The sequence below is a fragment of the Actinopolymorpha sp. B17G11 genome, assembly GCF_040196095.1.
In the GTDB taxonomy this organism is placed as follows: Bacteria; Actinomycetota; Actinomycetes; order Propionibacteriales; family Actinopolymorphaceae; genus Thermasporomyces.
The window spans coordinates 1-16,409 of record NZ_JBEFTW010000025.1 but is presented as its reverse complement, the minus strand read 5'-3'; the positions used below and the strand labels follow the sequence as shown (position 1 = coordinate 16,409).

The 16,409-nt window shown below is 68.9% G+C and carries 11 protein-coding genes; 6 read left to right on the top strand and 5 right to left on the bottom strand.

Translation table 11 applies throughout. The features are described from left to right. The first annotated feature begins 19 nt into the window (after positions 1-19). Both ABN028_RS23065 and ABN028_RS23060 read left to right on the top strand, forming a co-directional pair. A complete protein-coding gene (locus ABN028_RS23065) occupies positions 20-1,150 on the top strand; it encodes a lipid II:glycine glycyltransferase FemX (protein ID WP_349698066.1) in 1,131 nt (376 codons plus the stop codon). A gap of 37 nt (positions 1,151-1,187) precedes the next feature. Continuing rightward, positions 1,188-2,315 carry an alanine racemase gene (locus ABN028_RS23060; RefSeq protein ID WP_349698065.1) on the top strand — a complete coding sequence of 376 codons (1,128 nt, stop codon included), beginning with the start codon at positions 1,188-1,190 and terminating at the stop codon, positions 2,313-2,315. A 46-nt stretch (positions 2,316-2,361) separates the two neighbouring features. Here ABN028_RS23060 and ABN028_RS23055 read toward each other — a convergent pair whose 3' ends face one another. From ABN028_RS23055 to ABN028_RS23040, 4 genes are all read right to left on the bottom strand, one after another. After that, a complete protein-coding gene (locus tag ABN028_RS23055; protein WP_349698064.1) occupies positions 2,362-4,845 on the bottom strand; it encodes a mannosyltransferase family protein in 2,484 nt (827 codons plus the stop codon). Next, a complete protein-coding gene (locus tag ABN028_RS23050; protein ID WP_349698063.1) occupies positions 4,842-6,257 on the bottom strand; it encodes a glycosyltransferase family 87 protein in 1,416 nt (471 codons plus the stop codon). The genes ABN028_RS23055 and ABN028_RS23050 overlap by 4 nt, the downstream gene beginning before the upstream one ends. Positions 6,258-6,461: 204 nt before the next feature. Further along, the gene (locus ABN028_RS23045) at positions 6,462-9,017 is read right to left on the bottom strand and encodes a transglycosylase domain-containing protein (protein ID WP_349330366.1); all 2,556 of its coding nucleotides are present in this window, start codon (positions 9,015-9,017) and stop codon (positions 6,462-6,464) included. A gap of 67 nt (positions 9,018-9,084) precedes the next feature. After that, positions 9,085-9,501 carry a DUF5318 family protein gene (locus ABN028_RS23040; RefSeq protein ID WP_349330365.1) on the bottom strand — a complete coding sequence of 139 codons (417 nt, stop codon included), beginning with the start codon at positions 9,499-9,501 and terminating at the stop codon, positions 9,085-9,087. A gap of 300 nt (positions 9,502-9,801) precedes the next feature. On the opposite strand from ABN028_RS23040, the gene ABN028_RS23035 reads away from it, so the two are divergent. From ABN028_RS23035 to ABN028_RS23025, 3 genes are all read left to right on the top strand, one after another. After that, positions 9,802-10,362 (top strand): PadR family transcriptional regulator, encoded by a 561-nt coding sequence (locus ABN028_RS23035; RefSeq protein WP_349330364.1) that lies wholly within the window; start codon positions 9,802-9,804, stop codon positions 10,360-10,362. A 125-nt stretch (positions 10,363-10,487) separates the two neighbouring features. Next, a complete protein-coding gene (locus ABN028_RS23030; RefSeq protein WP_349330363.1) occupies positions 10,488-11,576 on the top strand; it encodes an inositol-3-phosphate synthase in 1,089 nt (362 codons plus the stop codon). Between the two features lie 108 nt (positions 11,577-11,684). After that, positions 11,685-13,010 (top strand): MFS transporter, encoded by a 1,326-nt coding sequence (locus ABN028_RS23025; RefSeq protein ID WP_349698062.1) that lies wholly within the window; start codon positions 11,685-11,687, stop codon positions 13,008-13,010. Positions 13,011-13,232: 222 nt separating this feature from the next. Here ABN028_RS23025 and ABN028_RS23020 read toward each other — a convergent pair whose 3' ends face one another. Then, entirely contained in the window at positions 13,233-14,696 is a 1,464-nt protein-coding gene (locus ABN028_RS23020; RefSeq protein ID WP_349698061.1) for a CCA tRNA nucleotidyltransferase, read from the bottom strand. A 106-nt stretch (positions 14,697-14,802) separates the two neighbouring features. Here ABN028_RS23020 and ABN028_RS23015 point away from each other — a divergent pair. Continuing rightward, positions 14,803-16,409: DUF6049 family protein (locus ABN028_RS23015; protein WP_349698060.1), on the top strand; the 1,607-nt coding region annotated here is incomplete at its 3' end.

The following is a 16,409-nucleotide window of genomic DNA, read 5'->3' as shown; positions in this document are numbered from 1 at the left end:
GACCGGTAGCCTCGCGTGCGTGGCATTGCGCGTACGCACCCTGGCGCCGGAGGAACATCTGGCCTTCCTGGCCACCCTGGAGTCGGCCAGCTTCCTGCAGACCCCTGCCTGGGGGGAGGTGAAGCGGGAGTGGCGGGCCGAGTCGGTGGGCTGGGTCGATGACGCCGACGGTGGCGAGAAGGTGATCGGTGCCGGACTTGTCCTCTACCGGCGGCTGCCCAAGATGCGCCGCTCACTGGCGTACCTCCCCGAGGGGCCGATCATCGACTGGTCGGACCCTGACCTCGGTCGGTGGCTGACGCCGCTCACCGAGCACGTCACCACGCAGGGGGCGTTCGGGATCCGGATGGGACCGCCGGTGGTCACCAGACGCTGGACCGCGGCCACGGTGAAGACCGCCCTCGCCGAGGGGGCCACGCAGGCGCTTGGCGATGTCCCCGCCGATCACAGCGACCACGCGGCGACGGCGGTCGCCGACCAGCTCCGCGCGCTCGGCTGGCGCCCACCGGCCGAGAACGCGACCGGGTTCGCGGCGGGCCAGCCGCGCCACGTCTTCTGGGTTCCGCTCGACGGGCGTGACGAGGACGGCCTGCTCAAGGGCATGAACCAGCTCTGGCGCCGCAACATCAAGAAGGCCGCCAAGTCCGGCGTCGTCGTCACCCGTGGCAGCGCGGACGACCTGCCCGCCTTCCACGAGCTGTACGTCGAGACGGCGCGGCGCGACCACTTCAATCCCCGCCCGTTGACGTACTTCTCGACGATGTTCCGCGCCCTCAATGCCGAGGATCCCGACCGGATCCGGCTCTACCTCGCCCACCACGAGGGCGACCTGGTGGCGGCCACGACGTGGGTACGCATGGGCAGCCACGTGTGGTACTCCAACGGTGCCTCGTCCACGCACAAGCGGGACGTCCGCGGCTCCAACGCCATCCAGTGGCAGATGATGCGGGACGCCCTCGACGCCGGCGCGACGGTCTATGACCTGCGCGGGATCACCGACACCCTCGACGAGGACGACCCGCACTTCGGGCTGCTGCAGTTCAAGGTCGGCACCGGAGGCGAGGCGGTGGAATACCTCGGCGAGTGGGATCTCCCGATCTCTCGACTGCTCTACAGCGCGTTCGACCTCTACATGAGCCGACGCGGGTAGACGCGGGTACGAGGCCGCACACGGTAAGGACACTGCCATGGCACTGACGTTGTACGTCGACACCGAACGCTGGCGGGCGCATCATGCCGCCTCGCTGGTGGCGTACCCCCGGATCGTGCCGGTCGCCAAGGGAAACGGCTACGGGTTCGGTCTGGCCCGGCTTGCCCGCGAGGCGGCCCGCCTGGGCGCCGACACGCTCGCGGTGGGCACCTACCACGAGCTGGCCAGCGTGGCGGACGAGTTTCCGGGCGACCTACTCGTGCTGACGCCGGTGCGTGCGTTCCACGGGGTGGGCGACGGACCGCAGGGAGCAGCCCGTACGTCGGGGCCGGGGCCGTCCCGGAGCGCAACCGACACCGACGGCGTGCCGGAGGCACGGATCATCCAGACGGTCTCGCGGCTCGCCGACCTGCAGGTGCTGGTGGACGGCCCCGGCGAGCCGAGGGTCGTCGTCGAGTTGCTCACGTCGATGAAGCGCCACGGCATCCCCGCTGATGATCTTCCGATGGTCGCCAAGCTCCTCGACGGAGTGCGATGTGAAGGTTGGGCGCTGCACCTGCCCCTCCCGGTCGCCGGTGCGCACCGACAGGAGGTCGAGAGCTGGATCGAACGCTTCCGCGAGGCCGACCTGCCGCTCGACCGGCTGTGGGTCTCCCACCTCACTCCGCAGGAGTTGGCGGAGCTCACCGCCGCGCATCCGGCGACGGAGTTCCGCCCCAGGGTCGGTACGAAGCTGTGGCTGGCCGACCGGGACGCCTTCCACGCCAAGGCGCACGTCCTCGACGTCCATCCGGTACGCCGCGGCGAGCGGTTCGGGTACCGCCAGCGGAAGGTGCCCGGCAACGGTCACCTTGTCGTCGTGAGTGGCGGCACGGCCCACGGCATCGCCGTCGAGGCGCCGAGCCATGTGGGCGACCTGCGCACACGGGCCAAGACGCTCGCGCTGAGTGGCCTCGAAGCCGCCGGCCGGGCGCTGTCACCCTTCACGATCGAGGACCACCGGCGATGGTTCGCGGAGCCGCCGCACATGCAGGTGAGCGTGCTGTTCCTCCCGTCGTCCGTACGCCCTCCCGAGGTCGGCGCGGAACTCCACGTCAACGTCGGGATGACCTTCACGACGTTCGACCGCATCGTCATGGACGAGGCCGTGCCCGGCACCCCGTGACCCGAGCGCCTCGTCGGAGGCCACCGACCCCACGTGACGTCGACGTTCAGCCGGCCCACTTGCCGGTGACGTACACACACGTCCACATGCCCAGCAGGGGGACGGCCACCAGGAGGTACGTCAGCCACACCCACTGCTTACGGAGCGAGATCGCCGCGAGCCCCATCCACAGGGGGAACCACAGCAGGGATGCCCGTGGCACGGAGAAGAACCAGTACGACGTCATGAACGCGAGTACCTGGATGCCGACCCAGGTAGCTTCGCCCCATCGGCGGATGGCCAGCAGGACGACGGTCAGGACGACGCCGACCAGTATCGCGACGATCTCGGCCCGGAACATCCACTCGAAGTTGGCCCGGACCGCCTCGCTGACGTCGCCAAACACGTCCTTCCCGCCGGCGGCATCCATGGTGTTCATGAGCGCCTCGTTCGGTGGGGTGAAGCCGCGGTACCACTCGTCGGCCTGGGCGTTGTACCACCGCAGCCAGTCGCCCGTCTCGACCTTGAGATAGGCCATGTAGCCGAGCAACGGGGCGAGCGGCAGGGCCAGCCACAGCCCCTGCACCCATTCCCGCCGTTTGGGGGAGGTCAGGAACTCGACGGCGAGCGCGATGGCGAGGAAGAGTCCGGAGACCCGGACCGTCGACGCACCTGCCGCGAGCACCGCGGCGAGCCACCAGTGGCCCCGCCGCGCTGCCAGCCAGGCCGGAATCGCGAGTCCGAGGAACAACGCCTCCGTGTAGGGCGCGGCGAGGAAGATCGCGGGGGGCGCGACCATCCACATGACGGCGGCTCTCCGGCCGGCACCTTCACCCCATTCGGCCTCGGCGAGCCTCGCCAGCGCCACCGCCGCCACTCCGCCGGCGACGAACGACACCAGCAGGCCGACCATGACCGTAGGCAGTCCGACGGCGTGCCCGAGCCGCAGCACGGTCGGTAGTCCAGGGAAGAACGCCTCCACCGGCACATCCCACCCTGGTGCGAAGTAGCCGTGGATAGCGATCCGGTCGAAGTGCCAGAAGTCCCACTGCTTCCACCGGTCGAGAAAGCCGGGGACCTCGCCTTCGGTGAGGAAGAGCAATGGCCCACTGAGAACGACGATCAGAATGCCGAGCCTGGTCAGCAACCACCACTGCAGGACCTCGAGGTCGATCGGCGTGAGCCGAGTCCAGGCCATGATCCGCGAACGCGTCTCGGCGTACCCGTCGGACTCGGCTCTGGACCCGACCGCAGAGGCACCAGCGGGAGCCGCGCCCACGCGGCGGGAACCTGGCGGCGGATCGCCGCCGTGCCGGCGACGCTCACCGGACCGGTCCTGCGGGGCGTCGGCCCACCGACCGGGTACGGGATCGGTGCGGGTCGGCGCCTCACCACGGAGACCCTTGCCGGGCAACCCCTCACCTCGCAGACCTTCGCCACGAGGTCCCTCAGACCGGTGGCCTTCGGCCCGCAAGCCGTCAGCGCGTCGGTGCGGTGACTGTTCCATCATCTGGCCCGGCGGTGGGTCGATGAGATGGTGGCCCGTGGTTTCCGCGTCCGGGCCGCCCCATCGTCCGTTCCAGCTACGGTCGTCCCCCCACCGATTGCTGTCATCAAGCCCAGGCGCGCGTGCATGCTCGTGCCTGTCGATCGTCCACCCCTCACTCCGCGTACGCCGCGGCTGCTCGTCGACCCACTCAGCATGGCTGGTTGTCGTGGGATCGTCGAGTGCGTCGTGCATACGTGGCCGCGCCGACGGGACTTCCGAGTGGCCCCCACCGGCCAGACCGGACCCGGCGTCGGCGTACCACAAGCCGGGATCGGTGACCGGCTCACTGACCTCCTCGATGCCGGTCCGAGGCTCGGCCCCCCATGACTGGTCGGAGTTCCAGGCGGCAATGTCCGCATGTCGACCAGTGTTGCCGTTCCTCGTGTCGGGCACAGCCGGATTTGTCATTCCCCAGCCCTGCGGTGGGCCGAGCGGATCGGTCCACCGCGGCGGCTCCTCCTCGACTGGCGTGGCGTAGCCGCGCAGAGGAGGTTGCTCCCACCCCGAGGCGAACTGCTGCTCTCCCCGGGACGACTGCTCCCGCGATGGCGGTGCCGGCGTGTGCTGCTCCCACGGAGGTACGCCGAAAGTCGGCGGCAGCTCGGGGGCGGCCGACGGCGGCGCGGACATCGCCCCCAACGGACCGCTCAGCGTCCCGCTCGGCGGACCGTTGACGTTGCCGTTCGGACCGTCCGACAGACCGTTGGGGTTGACACGCAGTGGCCATTCGCCACCTCCTGGCCAGCCACCCGGTGGCGGGTCGGCGGGTGGGGGCCAAACGCCGGGTGCCGGATGCTCGGGCTGCTCGACTCGACGCGAGGCGGCGCGCCGTGGCTGGTAGGTGCCGGGCCCGGCGCCCGCGCCCCAGCCAGGGATATCGCTCCGCCGCCGGGCGTGCTGGCTGGAAGGAGGTGGAGGTGCGCTGGAGCGCCCGTGACCGTCACCGTTTCCGCCGTGCTCGTCCGGCGGTGGCCCGTCGCTCGCCCTCCTTCTCCCGCTCACGGCGTGGCGCCCTCCCCGACCGGGGCGCGTCCTGGCCGCTCGGCACCGAACCAGCGCCGGAGCCTGCCCGCGTCAGCCGCGTGATCGAACGGACCGCCGGCCGGGTCGTCGATGAGCCCGCCCTCACGTACGACGTCGGTCGCGGGGGCGAGGATGTCGCGTATCACCATCACGCACAGGTAGACCGTCGCCGCGATCCGGACACCGACCGCGAGCCAGTAGAACCGGTCCGGAGTCCCGTCGGCGGCCGGAACCAGCGCCCCTGCCAGGTGCAACCAGATCGCCACCCAGTAGATGAGCTCACCGGCCTGCCACACCGACCAGTCCCGCCACCGCGGCCGAGCCAGGGCGACGAGGGGGAGTAACCAGAGGACGTACTGCGGCGAGTAGACCTTGTTGACCAGGACGAACGCCGCGACGGTCAGGAAGACCAGTTGCGCCAGCCGGGGTCGCCGGGGAGCGAACAGTCCCAGCCACGCGATGCCGACACAGGCGAGTGCGAAGAGCCCGAGTGAGGCCGCGTTGACCATCGACACGGGGTGTCCGGCAAGGCCGAGGACATACCAGATCGAGCCGAAGTCGCCGGCCCGGTCGGCGTTGAACGACCAGAAGGCCGCCCAGCTGTCCTGCGCCAACAGCAGCAGCGGCAGGTTGACCACCATCCAGGCGGCGACTGCGGACAGCAGCGTCACGCCCCACAGGCGCAGCTTCCCCGACCGCAGCGCCAGCACCAGTAATGGACCGAGCAGGAACAGCGGATAGAACTTCGCGGCCGCCCCCAGGCCGAGCAGGACCCCCGTCGCGAACGGCCGGGACTTCGACCAGGTGAGCAGCGCACACGTCGTCAGCGCCACCGCCACCAGGTCCCAGTTGATGGTGCCGGCCAACGCGAGTGTCGGCGCGGCGGCGAAGAACATCGCGTCGTACGGACGATGCGGGGTGATCCGGCTCAGCGCCCATGCGGTGAGCAGGGCGAAGCCGAACAGCACGACGACGGTCAGGTCGTTGAACAACACGCTGGCGGCTACGGCGTCAGCGCTCTCGAACGTCTGCGTGACCCACGCCGTGACCTGCATGACCGCCCCGGTGAGGACGGGGTACTCAAGCGGTGGGTAGTCCCCGCGGTCGAGGTAGGCGATCCCGCCCTGGGCGAATCCGCGTTCGCGGTAGAGGTACGGGACGTCGGTGTAGCAGAGGTGGCTGAACGCGTAGTTGTCACGCGGCCAGCCCTGCCCGTGGCACGGGGCCTTCTCGACGATGCCGATGACGAACAGCGCGGTCGTGACCAGGAACGCGACGGCGAGCGGTGTCCACCGGGAGACACCGATCCGCGCATGGCGACCGATCGGACCCCCGAGCCACGTGGTCGCCAAGCGGGCCAGCGGATCTTCCCGCGACGGGCTCCTGCTCACCACGCCTCCGTGAGTCCTACCTCGCACCGGCTGTCTGGGGTGCGGGACCACCAGCTCGAAGGGGCATGAACGAGTCGGTCCCGGTTCCGCCCCATCGTGCCCTATCGAGCCCCGGTTGTCGGTACCTGGAGAGGACTCATTTACCCGTCTGACCCGGAACTATTACCTCTCGGTAGGCGACCGTACGAAGATCACGCAGGCAGATCAGTCGTTTCGACCCCATGGCGGCCAGCCATCGTCCTCGGTCGGTGTGGGCTCCGGTGACTGGGTCGGCTCGGGCTCACCTGGCCCGGTGAAGGTCGGCTTGGGATCCGGGCCCGGATCCTCGCCAGGCCCCGGCGGGAGCGTCGCGGTCGGCTCTGGCTCCGCGGTCGGCGTCGGCGTCCAGGTCGGCTTCGGGTTGACGTCCTTGCCGACCTCGGCCGGCGGCGGGAACGGGGCCCTGGGCTGACCCTTCAACGCCGCCTTCATGAACGACGTCCAGATCCGCGCCGGATAGCCGCCGCCGAAGAACGTGCCCTGGCCGCCTACGTTGTCCAGGGACTCCTTCTTGCCGTCGCCGTCGGCGTCCTTGTAGAACGCGACGGCGGTCGACAGCTGTGGGGTGTAGCCGACGAACCAGGCGGTCTCGTCCTCGTGTGTACCGGTCTTGCCGGCGGCCGGCCGGCCGATCGCCTTGGCCTCGTTCTCACCGGTTCCGTTCTGGATGACGTCCTGTAGTGCGTAGTTGATGTCGCTTACGACGTCACTGTCGAACGCACGGTCCAGTCCGATCGGCGCTTCGTATTCGACCTCGCCGCTGCGTTTGGCGACCTGCTGGACGACGTGCCATTTCGTGTGCTGCCCACCGGCGGCGAACGTGGCATAGGCGTTGGCCATGTCCGTCGGCGACACCGAGGCGAACCCGAGAGCGACCTTGGCGTGCTTGTCCAGACCTTTGGTGTCTTCGGGAACGCCCGCCCGGATGGCCGCGTCGACGACCTTGCCGGCACCACCCGGCTTCAGCCCGTTGACGGTCAGATCGGCAAAGGCGGTGTTGATGGACTCGCGGGTCGCCGTCGTCAGGTCGACGTACTCGCCGTAGTCCTCGTCGAACTCGTTGTTGACCTCGTCGCCGTTCTCGAGCTCGAACGGCGAGTTTCCGGAGAACCTGCTCTCGAGTGAGATGTTGTTCTCGAGCGCTGCGGCCAGGGCGAACGCCTTGAACGTCGAACCAGGCTGCAGCTTCGCCTGCGTCGCGTCGTTGAACTGCCGCTTGAGATAGTCCGGCCCGCCGTACATCGCCACGACCTCGCCCGTGCCGGGGCGCACCGCCGCCGCTCCGGCGTGGACACCCTTGGCGCTCTTCTTCGGGAAGTTCTTCGTGAACGCCTGCTCCATCGCCCGTTGTGCCTTGGGGTCGAACGTGGTCGTGACCTTCAGGCCCCCGGAGTCGATGTCACGTTCGCTGTAGCCGAGCTTGGACAGCTCCTTGCGGACCTGCACGAGGAGGAAGCCGTTGGGCCCGTCATAGGTCTTGCTGTTGCTGGACGGGTTGATCTTGGGTAGCGGCCACGTGTTCGCCTGCTGGGAAGTGACCTTGGAGCCGAGCTGCGCCATCCCGGAGAGGACGTACCGGTAGCGGCCCTCGAGCCGAGGCTTGTTCGTCGGGTCGACCGACGGATCGTAGTTGTTCGGCGCCCGCAACATCGCGGCCAGCACCGCCGCCTCCTGCGGGGTGAGGTCCTGCACGTGCTTGCCGAAGTAGGCGTCGGAGGCGACTTCGATGCCCCAGGCTCCTCGGCCGAAGAAGCTGGTGTTGAGGTAGTTCTGCAGGATCTGCTGCTTCGACTGCGTGCGTTCGATCTTCAGCGTGATGAAGAGCTCTTTGAACTTCCGCTTCCAGGTCTGTTCCTGGGTGAGGTAGTAGTTCTTGACGTACTGCTGGCTGATCGTCGACCCGCCCTGCGTCGACTGGCCGCGGGCCTGGTTCCACACGGCACGGGCGATGCCGGTCGGGGAGATCCCGCTGTCGGTCCAGAAGGTCCGGTTCTCGGCGGCGATGATGGCGTCCTGGACGTGCTGCGGCACCTGGTCGAGCGGAACCGAGATCCGGTCCTGATCCTCCAACTGGAACGACCCCATCACGCTCTTGCCGTCCTTGTAGTACAGCGTGGTGGTATTGGCCGTCGCCAACTCGTTGGGGTTGGGTGGCTCGGTGCGCGCGTAGATGATGACGAACGCCACGACCGCCGCGAGCAGGCCGAGACCGGACGTCAGCAGCAGCCCGATCAGGATCTGGCGACCACGCCGGCGACGCCGCACCCGGCCGTGCGACCGGCCACCACCTGCGCCTCCTCGACGGTGCCCCTGCGGTGCACCAGGTCGGCCACCACCCGCACGACCACCGTTCGCGCGTCCTCCGCGGCGACCGTCGCCCGCACGGCCGGAGTAGCCGTCGTCCAACACGTCGACCAGACCGAGGGATCGCCGCTCGGTCGGGCGGTCGTCGGGCATCCCGCTGAAGCGGTCGGCACGCTGTCCGACGTAGCCGTCCTCGCGCGCGGCGATGGAGGTGTGGCCACGACGACTTCCGTAGCCGTCGGTGTGCCGGCCACCGTTACCGGTGTACACACCGTTTCCGGAGTTCGCACCGCCGCCGGTGTACGCACGGCCGTCGCGCCGAGCGTCGTCATACGAACTGCCGCCGGTACGCCGACCGGCGGCAGGTGTGGCTCCGCGATAGTCGTCACGGCCGCCACGGGAACGGATCCGCGTCACAGTGTCGTCCCTCTAGGGTTGGCCGGCAGCGACTGGCGCTACCGACGGGTACGGCAAAGTGTCCGGTCTACGAGTATTCGTCCTCCACCGTGCGCTGTCGACGGGGGGGTCGCCGCGGCACACCATCGCCGAGGACGTAGGAGGTGGTGAGGTGATTCCACCCGCAGCCCTGGCACACCTCGACGACGTACACGCGAAACTCCCCGTGCTCGCGCGCCATCGCCTCGAGTTCGGCGGTCTGGCGAATTCGGCCGGAGTACTGCCCGAGCTCGTCACCGAACACATAGGTGACGTTCGTGAGCTTCTCCTTGCGGCAGACCGGACAGGTCCGGTCTGTTGGTTCCCCGTGAAACTTCGCCGCCCGTAGGAGATACGGGTCGGCGTCGCAGACGTCCTCCATCACGGTCGCGCGGCCACCGAACAGCGCGAGCAGCGTGGCTTTGCGCTGCAGGCTGTAATCGACGACCGACCGTTGGGACCACATGGCATCGAGGGTACGGCCTCATGCCAGCGGGTTGAAGGTCGCGCCCGATGCGCGGTTCGTACGCCGATGGGGGTGTTGCGCCGGACCGGCTCGCTGACCTATCGTGCACGCCTATCGCGTCGATGTATCGATGCGATATATCGGAGCTGGTATCCGACCACGAGCGACGAGGCTCGTCCGGTGCTGGGCGGCGTCGCCTGTCTGAGGCCGCACCGCGGTCGACGCCGGCATGGCACGGACCCCGCGCGACTCCGGTGTCGCCGGGCCCCCGGAACGAACCCCCGGAACGGATGAGAAGGCGTGGCACGACGAAGCGGCGTACTCGAGATGGCTGTGCTCGGGCTGCTGAACGAAACCCCGATGCACGGGTATGAGATCAGGAAGCGGCTCAACGCCCAGTTCGGGTGGGGCAGGGCGCTCTCCTACGGCTCGCTCTACCCGTGCCTCAAGGCGATGCTCCGGCAGGGCTGGATCTCCGAGGACACGTCGGACACGACCACAACTGGACGGCGCCGCGCGAAGATCGTCTACCAGCTCACCGACAGCGGTGAGGACCGGTTCGCCGAACTCCTGGCAGAGGGTGGCCCTTCGACCTGGGAGGACGACAACTTCGGCGTCCACTTCGCCTTCTTCGCCCGTACGGACATCAGCGTGCGCCTGCGGATCCTCGAAGGGCGGCGGCGCCGCCTGGAGGAACGGCTGGACCGGGTCCGCACCCAGCTCGAACGCACCCAGGAACGGGTCGACTTCTATGCCGTCGAACTCCACCGCCACGACCTGGAGTCCGTCGAACGGGAAGTGAGCTGGCTCAGCAGCATGATCGCGTCGGAGCAGCGGGAACGCGGACAGCCGGCGAACTGAACCGCGTCGACGTTCGCGCGCGAGATGACTTGGGAGACACGCCCTAGCGGTGCACAAATGACAACGGTGCGCTTCACCTTCAGGGGTGCATCGACACTGCGGTGCTTAAGACAAGGGAGATGACCTTGAGGGATTCGCAGTCGATCCGGGTTGCCCTCGTAGGTGTCGGCAACTGCGCGACCTCACTGATCCAAGGCGTCCAGTACTACCGGGACGCCGACCCGGGCCAGCAGGTGCCGGGCCTCATGCACGTGGAGTTCGGCCCGTATCACGTCCGGGATGTCCAGTTCGTCGCCGCTTTCGACGTCGACGCCAAGAAGGTCGGCCAGGACATCGCCGACGCCATAGGTGCGAGCGAGAACAACACGATCAAGATCTGTGACGTCCCCCCGACCGGAGTGACGGTTCAGCGCGGGCCGACATTCGACGGACTCGGGAAGTACTACCGCGAGACCATCACCGAATCGGACCAGGATCCCGTCGATGTCGTGCAGACGTTGAAGGACACCGGGACCGATGTGCTCGTTTCGTACCTTCCGGTGGGTTCTGAGCAGGCCGACCGGTTCTATGCGCAATGTGCGCTTGACGCGGGTGTCGCTTTCGTCAACGCCCTGCCGGTCTTCATCGCGACCGATCCCGCATGGGCGAAGAAGTTCACCGACGCGGGGTTGCCGATCGTGGGCGACGACATCAAGAGTCAGGTCGGCGCCACCATCACGCATCGCGTGCTGTCGAAGCTTTTCGAGGACCGTGGCGTCGTCGTCGACCGGACGTACCAGCTCAACTTCGGCGGCAACATGGACTTCATGAACATGCTCGAACGCGATCGGCTCGAGTCGAAGAAGATCTCGAAGACCCAGTCGGTGACGTCGCAGATCCCGCGCGAGTTGGAAAAGCGCAACGTGCACGTGGGTCCGAGTGATCACGTGCCGTGGCTCGACGACCGCAAATGGGCGTACGTACGACTGGAAGGGCGTGCGTTCGGTGATGTGCCGCTCAGCCTGGAATACAAGCTGGAGGTCTGGGACTCGCCCAACTCCGCCGGCATCATCATCGACGCGATCCGGGCCGCGAAGATCGCGAAGGACCGCGGCATCGGCGGCCCGATCCTCTCGGCGTCGGCGTACTTCATGAAGAGCCCGCCCGTGCAGTATTCCGACGACGAGGCGCGGAATCTGGTGGAGAAGTTCATCCGCGGCGAGGTCGAGCGCTGAACCTTCCACCCTCACCCCACTACAGAAGCGCTGAGCTTCTTCTCCTCCACCCCGGGCAGCCGGTTCGTCTGGCCCCGGGGTGGAGGCTTTGCGAACTAGCCTTGGGAAGTGCAGTTCGTGACCGACCTCAGGGTGCTTCTGGGGTACCGGGATTTCCGCCGGCTCTTCGCGGTCCGTCTTGCCTCGCAGTTCTCCGACGGGATATTTCAGGTCGCACTCGCGTCGTATGTTCTCTTTTCTCCGGAAAGGCAACCGACGGCGACCGCCATCGCGGCCGGGTTCGCGGCGCTGCTGCTGCCCTTCTCCTTACTGGGGCCGTTCTGCGGGGTGCTTCTCGACCGCTGGTCGAGGCGGCAGGTGCTCTTGGCGTCCAACCTCATCCGGGCGGTCCTGGCGGCCGGGATCGCAGTGCTTGTGTCCGGCAACGGTGACGGTCCCGGTTTCTACCTGCTGGTCCTTGCCTGCCTGTCGGTCAACCGGTTCCTGCTGACGGCCCTGTCGGCGGCACTTCCGCATGTCGTACCGCTCGATCGTCTCGTCATGGCCAACGCCGTCTCCCCGACCTGCGGCACCCTTGCCTACCTCGTGGGGATCGGGGTCGGCTCAGGCGTCGCGACGCTCAGCGGGGACATGGTCTCAGCGGGCCCTGAGACGGTGGTGCTCAGCGCCGCCTCGATCGGTTTTCTGGCCGCCGGGCTGCTGGCGCTGCGCATGTCTCGACGGCTGCTCGGGCCGGACCTCGACACGGCGCGGCGGGCGGTACGAGAGGCGGTCGGGCACGTCCTGCAGGGCTTCGTCGACGGCACCCGGCACGTGTGGTCGAGGAGGTCGGCCGTCTACGGGTTGGCGGCGATCGGCGTCCAGCGGTTCGTCTACAGCGTCTCCGCGGTGGCGATGCTGCTGCTCTACCGCAACTACTTCTCGCCCGCGAACGCCTCAGCTGGACTCGCTGGCGTCGCCACCGCCGTTCTCGCCAGCGGGCTGGGTTACGGCACGGCCGCGCTGCTGACGCCGATCGTCGTACGCCGGATAAGGAAGGAGACTTGGATGGTCGCGCTCTTCGGTGCGGCGGCGGTGAGCATCGTCCTGCCGGGCGCGTTCTACACCCGGGTCAGCATGCTGGCGACGGCCTACGTCCTCGGGGTCGCGGCGCAGGGCATCAAGATCTGCGTCGACACGCTCGTACAGGAGACGATCGACGACGTCTACCGGGGGCGCGTCTTCGCGCTCTACGACGTGCTGTTCAACGTGGTCTTCGTCGCGGCGGCGGCGTTCGCGGCGGTCACGCTGCCCCCGACCGGCAAGTCGTACGCGATCCTCATCGGCTCGGCGGCGGTCTACGCGGCGGCCGCGGTGGGTTACGCCCGTGTGACCGGAGTCTGGACCCGCCCACGGGACGACGCGTACGCGGAGACCCGGCGTTCCCTCCCCTGACCCGGCGGGCCGGCGGGGAATGACCACGCTGAGCAGGTCTGTGGACATTTCCGAGGCGTCCATGCCTGTTCCAGGTGCCACAGGCATGCTCAGCGTGGTCATTCGCCGTCCGACCGCCGTCCGACGGCCGCCGGGCCGTCCCGCCTTGCGCCGGTCCTGTGCCGAGCTGTCATTCGCACGCAGCTCAGCCGGTGGTCCGCCGGCAGTCCTGGGTCACCCCATCTAGCCGGAGGACTCGGGTTGGTCCTTCCACCAGCGCAGGAGCTCCGCCCGGACGGCCTCGGGGTCCTGCGGTCCCTGGTCGAGGCGGACCTCCAGCAGGTGCCGCCACGCCCGCCCCACGATCGGCCCCGGCCCGACGCCCAGCAGCTCCATGATCGCGTTCCCGTCGAGGTCCGGCCGGATCCGGTTGATCTCCTCCTCCTCGGCCAGCCGGGAGATGCGGTCCTCCAACTGGTCGTAGGTGCGCTGGAGTGCGGCCGCCTTGCGCTTGTTCCGGGTGGTGCAGTCGGCCCGGGTGAGCACGTGCAGCCGGTCGAGGAGCGGGCCGGCGTCGCGGACGTAGCGTCGTACGGCCGAGTCGGTCCACTCTCCACCGCCGTAACCGTGGAAACGCAGGTGCAACTCCACCAGCCGCGCCACGTCGTGGATCTGCTCGCCGGAGAACCGAAGCGCCCGCATCCGCTTCGCGGTCATCTTCGCCCCGACCACCTCGTGGTGGTGGAATGTCACCCGACCGCCGCCCTCGAACCGCCGCGTCGCCGGTTTGCCGATGTCGTGCATCAGCGCGGCGAAGCGGGTCACGAAGTCCGCGGCGCCGTCCGTGCGCACCCGCTGCTCCTGCGCGATCGCCTGTTCCAGGACGGTGAGGCTGTGCTCGTAGACGTCCTTGTGTCGGTGGTGTTCGTCGACCTCGAGCCGCAGCGCCGGCAGCTCTGGCAGTACCTGATCGGCCAGACCCGTGCTCACCAGCAGCTCCAGGCCCGCCCGCGGATGCGCACCGCAGACCAGCTTGACCAGCTCGTCGCGGACGCGTTCGGCCGACACGATCGAGATCCTCTCGGCCATCGCCCGAATCGCCTCGACCACCTCCGGCGCCACGGCGAAGCCGAGCTGGCTGGCGAAGCGCGCCGCCCGCAGCATCCGCAACGGGTCGTCGGTGAACGACGCCTCCGGCGTACCGGGAGTACGCAGGACACCCGCCACGAGATCGGTCACACCGCCGTACGGATCGACGAAGACCCGCTCCGGCCGGGTGACGGGCAGCGTGACGGCCAGGGCGTTGACCGTGAAGTCGCGCCGGCCGAGGTCACCGTCGAGCGTGTCGCCGTAGGTCACCGTCGGCTTACGGCTCTCCGGGTCGTAGGACTCGGCACGGAACGTCGTGATCTCGATCGTCCACTCGCCCTTGCGCGCGCCGATCGTGCCGAAGTCGCGGCCGATGTCCCATGTGGCGTCGGCCCACCCGGTCAGCAGGCGTTCGATCTCGTCGGGTCGTGCCCGGGTGGTGAAGTCGAGATCGTGGCCGAGCCGCCCGAGCAGGGCGTCACGCACCGACCCGCCGACCAGGGCGAGCGGCACGCCCGCGGACTGGAACCGCGCGCCCAGCTCGTCGATCACGGGTGCGATCCGCAACAGTTCGCGTACGCCTCGGCGCTGGGCCTCGCTCAGCCGGTCGCTCGACACGGGAGGCAAGCGTACGGCGTGGCCCCAGCCCGTCCGGCCGTCACCCGCCCTCCCGCCATCCCCGGGACCGCCGATGCCTCTCAGCGGCGACCATTAGCATCGAGGGGTGTTGCCGTGTCGGAGGTTGCTGTGCGCGCTGCTGACCGTGCTGGCCAGCCTCGTCAGCGTGCTCGCGGCCGCGACCCCGGCCACGGCCGACGGGGAGCCTCGACTCCGCGTAACCGTCGACTCACAGACCCCCTATGCCACGTCCGCCACCAAGGAGATCCGGGTCTCCGGGCGGGTCACCAACACCGGTGACGTCCCGCTGTCGACCGTCAACGCGATGCTGTGGCTCGATGAGACTCCTCTCACCACCCGTGATCAGCTCGCGACGGCGGCGGCCGAACGTCCCGGCGAACGCCTCGGCGTACGCCTGGACGAGCCGTGGGAGCTCGTCGACGAGGTGGCGACGACGCTGCCACCGCGGGCGACGAGAAAGTTCGAGGTCGCCGTCCCCACTGACGAGCTGCAGCTCGACGAGTCCGGCGTTTATGTCGTCGGCGTCGACATCCGGGCGCTCCCACCGGACACCTCCGAGCGGGAGACCTGGCGGGCCCGGTCGTTCCTTCCGTTCATCGAGAAGGGCACCACGATGACGCCGGTGGAGGTGTCGTTCCTGCTGCCGATCAACGGCCGCCCCGGCCTGGTCGCCGGTGAGGAGATCAGCACGCCACCCCGGACGAGTCCTTCACGGAGTACCACCACACCGGACGGCCTGCCGAACCTCAAGGAGTTCGGACCGAACGGCCGGTTGAGCCGCCTTCTCGAGCTCGGTTCGGCCCATGACCTGACCTTCGTCGTCGACCCGGCGCTCCTGGCCGAGGCCGAACGCATGGCCGACGGTTACACGACCTCCAACGGCAGGGAGGTCAAAGCCAGTGAGACCGCCGACATCCGCCGGTGGCTCAACCGCGCCCGTGGAGTGCTGGACGCCGGTCACACTCTGATGCTGCCGTACGCGGATCCCGACCTGCCCGCACTCGAGCGTCACCGGTTCACCGAACGTTCCGGCCAGGCGGTCAACGCGGCCAAGCAGGCGGTCAAGGACTATCGCGCGAGCGGCACCCTCGCCTGGCCGGGCGACGGTTACGCCGATGCCGGCACACTGGAGATGATCGCCGCGAGTGGGGCCAAGACCGTGCTGCTGTCGAAGCACGCGATGCCGGACCTGCCGCGCGACGGATCGAGCCCGGTGGCGTCCCTCGCGACCCCGGAGGGCGCACTCACCGCCCTGGTGGTCGACCCGGCCCTCACAGCCGGTGGTGGTCCGGCGGTCAAGTCCTCGGTGGTCAACGTCCAGCAACGGTTCCTCAGCGAGACCGCGCTCCTTGCCATGCAGGAGGTCGACCCTGACGCCGTAGCCGCGGGGAGTGCCGCCTCCTCGGGACCCGCCGGGCCGCCTGGCACCGGCGCCGCCCCCGCGGCTCCCGGGAGTCCTCAGGACCCGCAGCGCCGCGTCGTCGCGGTGTTCCCCCGCGGGTGGAACCCCGGCGCGGCCGGTTCCCACCTGTTCTCGACCGTCGACTCCACGTCCTGGCTCCGCCCGGTATCGGCGGCGGCGTTGCTGTCCCAGCCGCCGACGGCGTACGGCGGTCCGCTCGCCAGGTCTGGCGCCGACGAACGTGCCGAGCTGAGTCCTTCCGTCCTCAGCCAGCTCCGGGAGCTCGATGC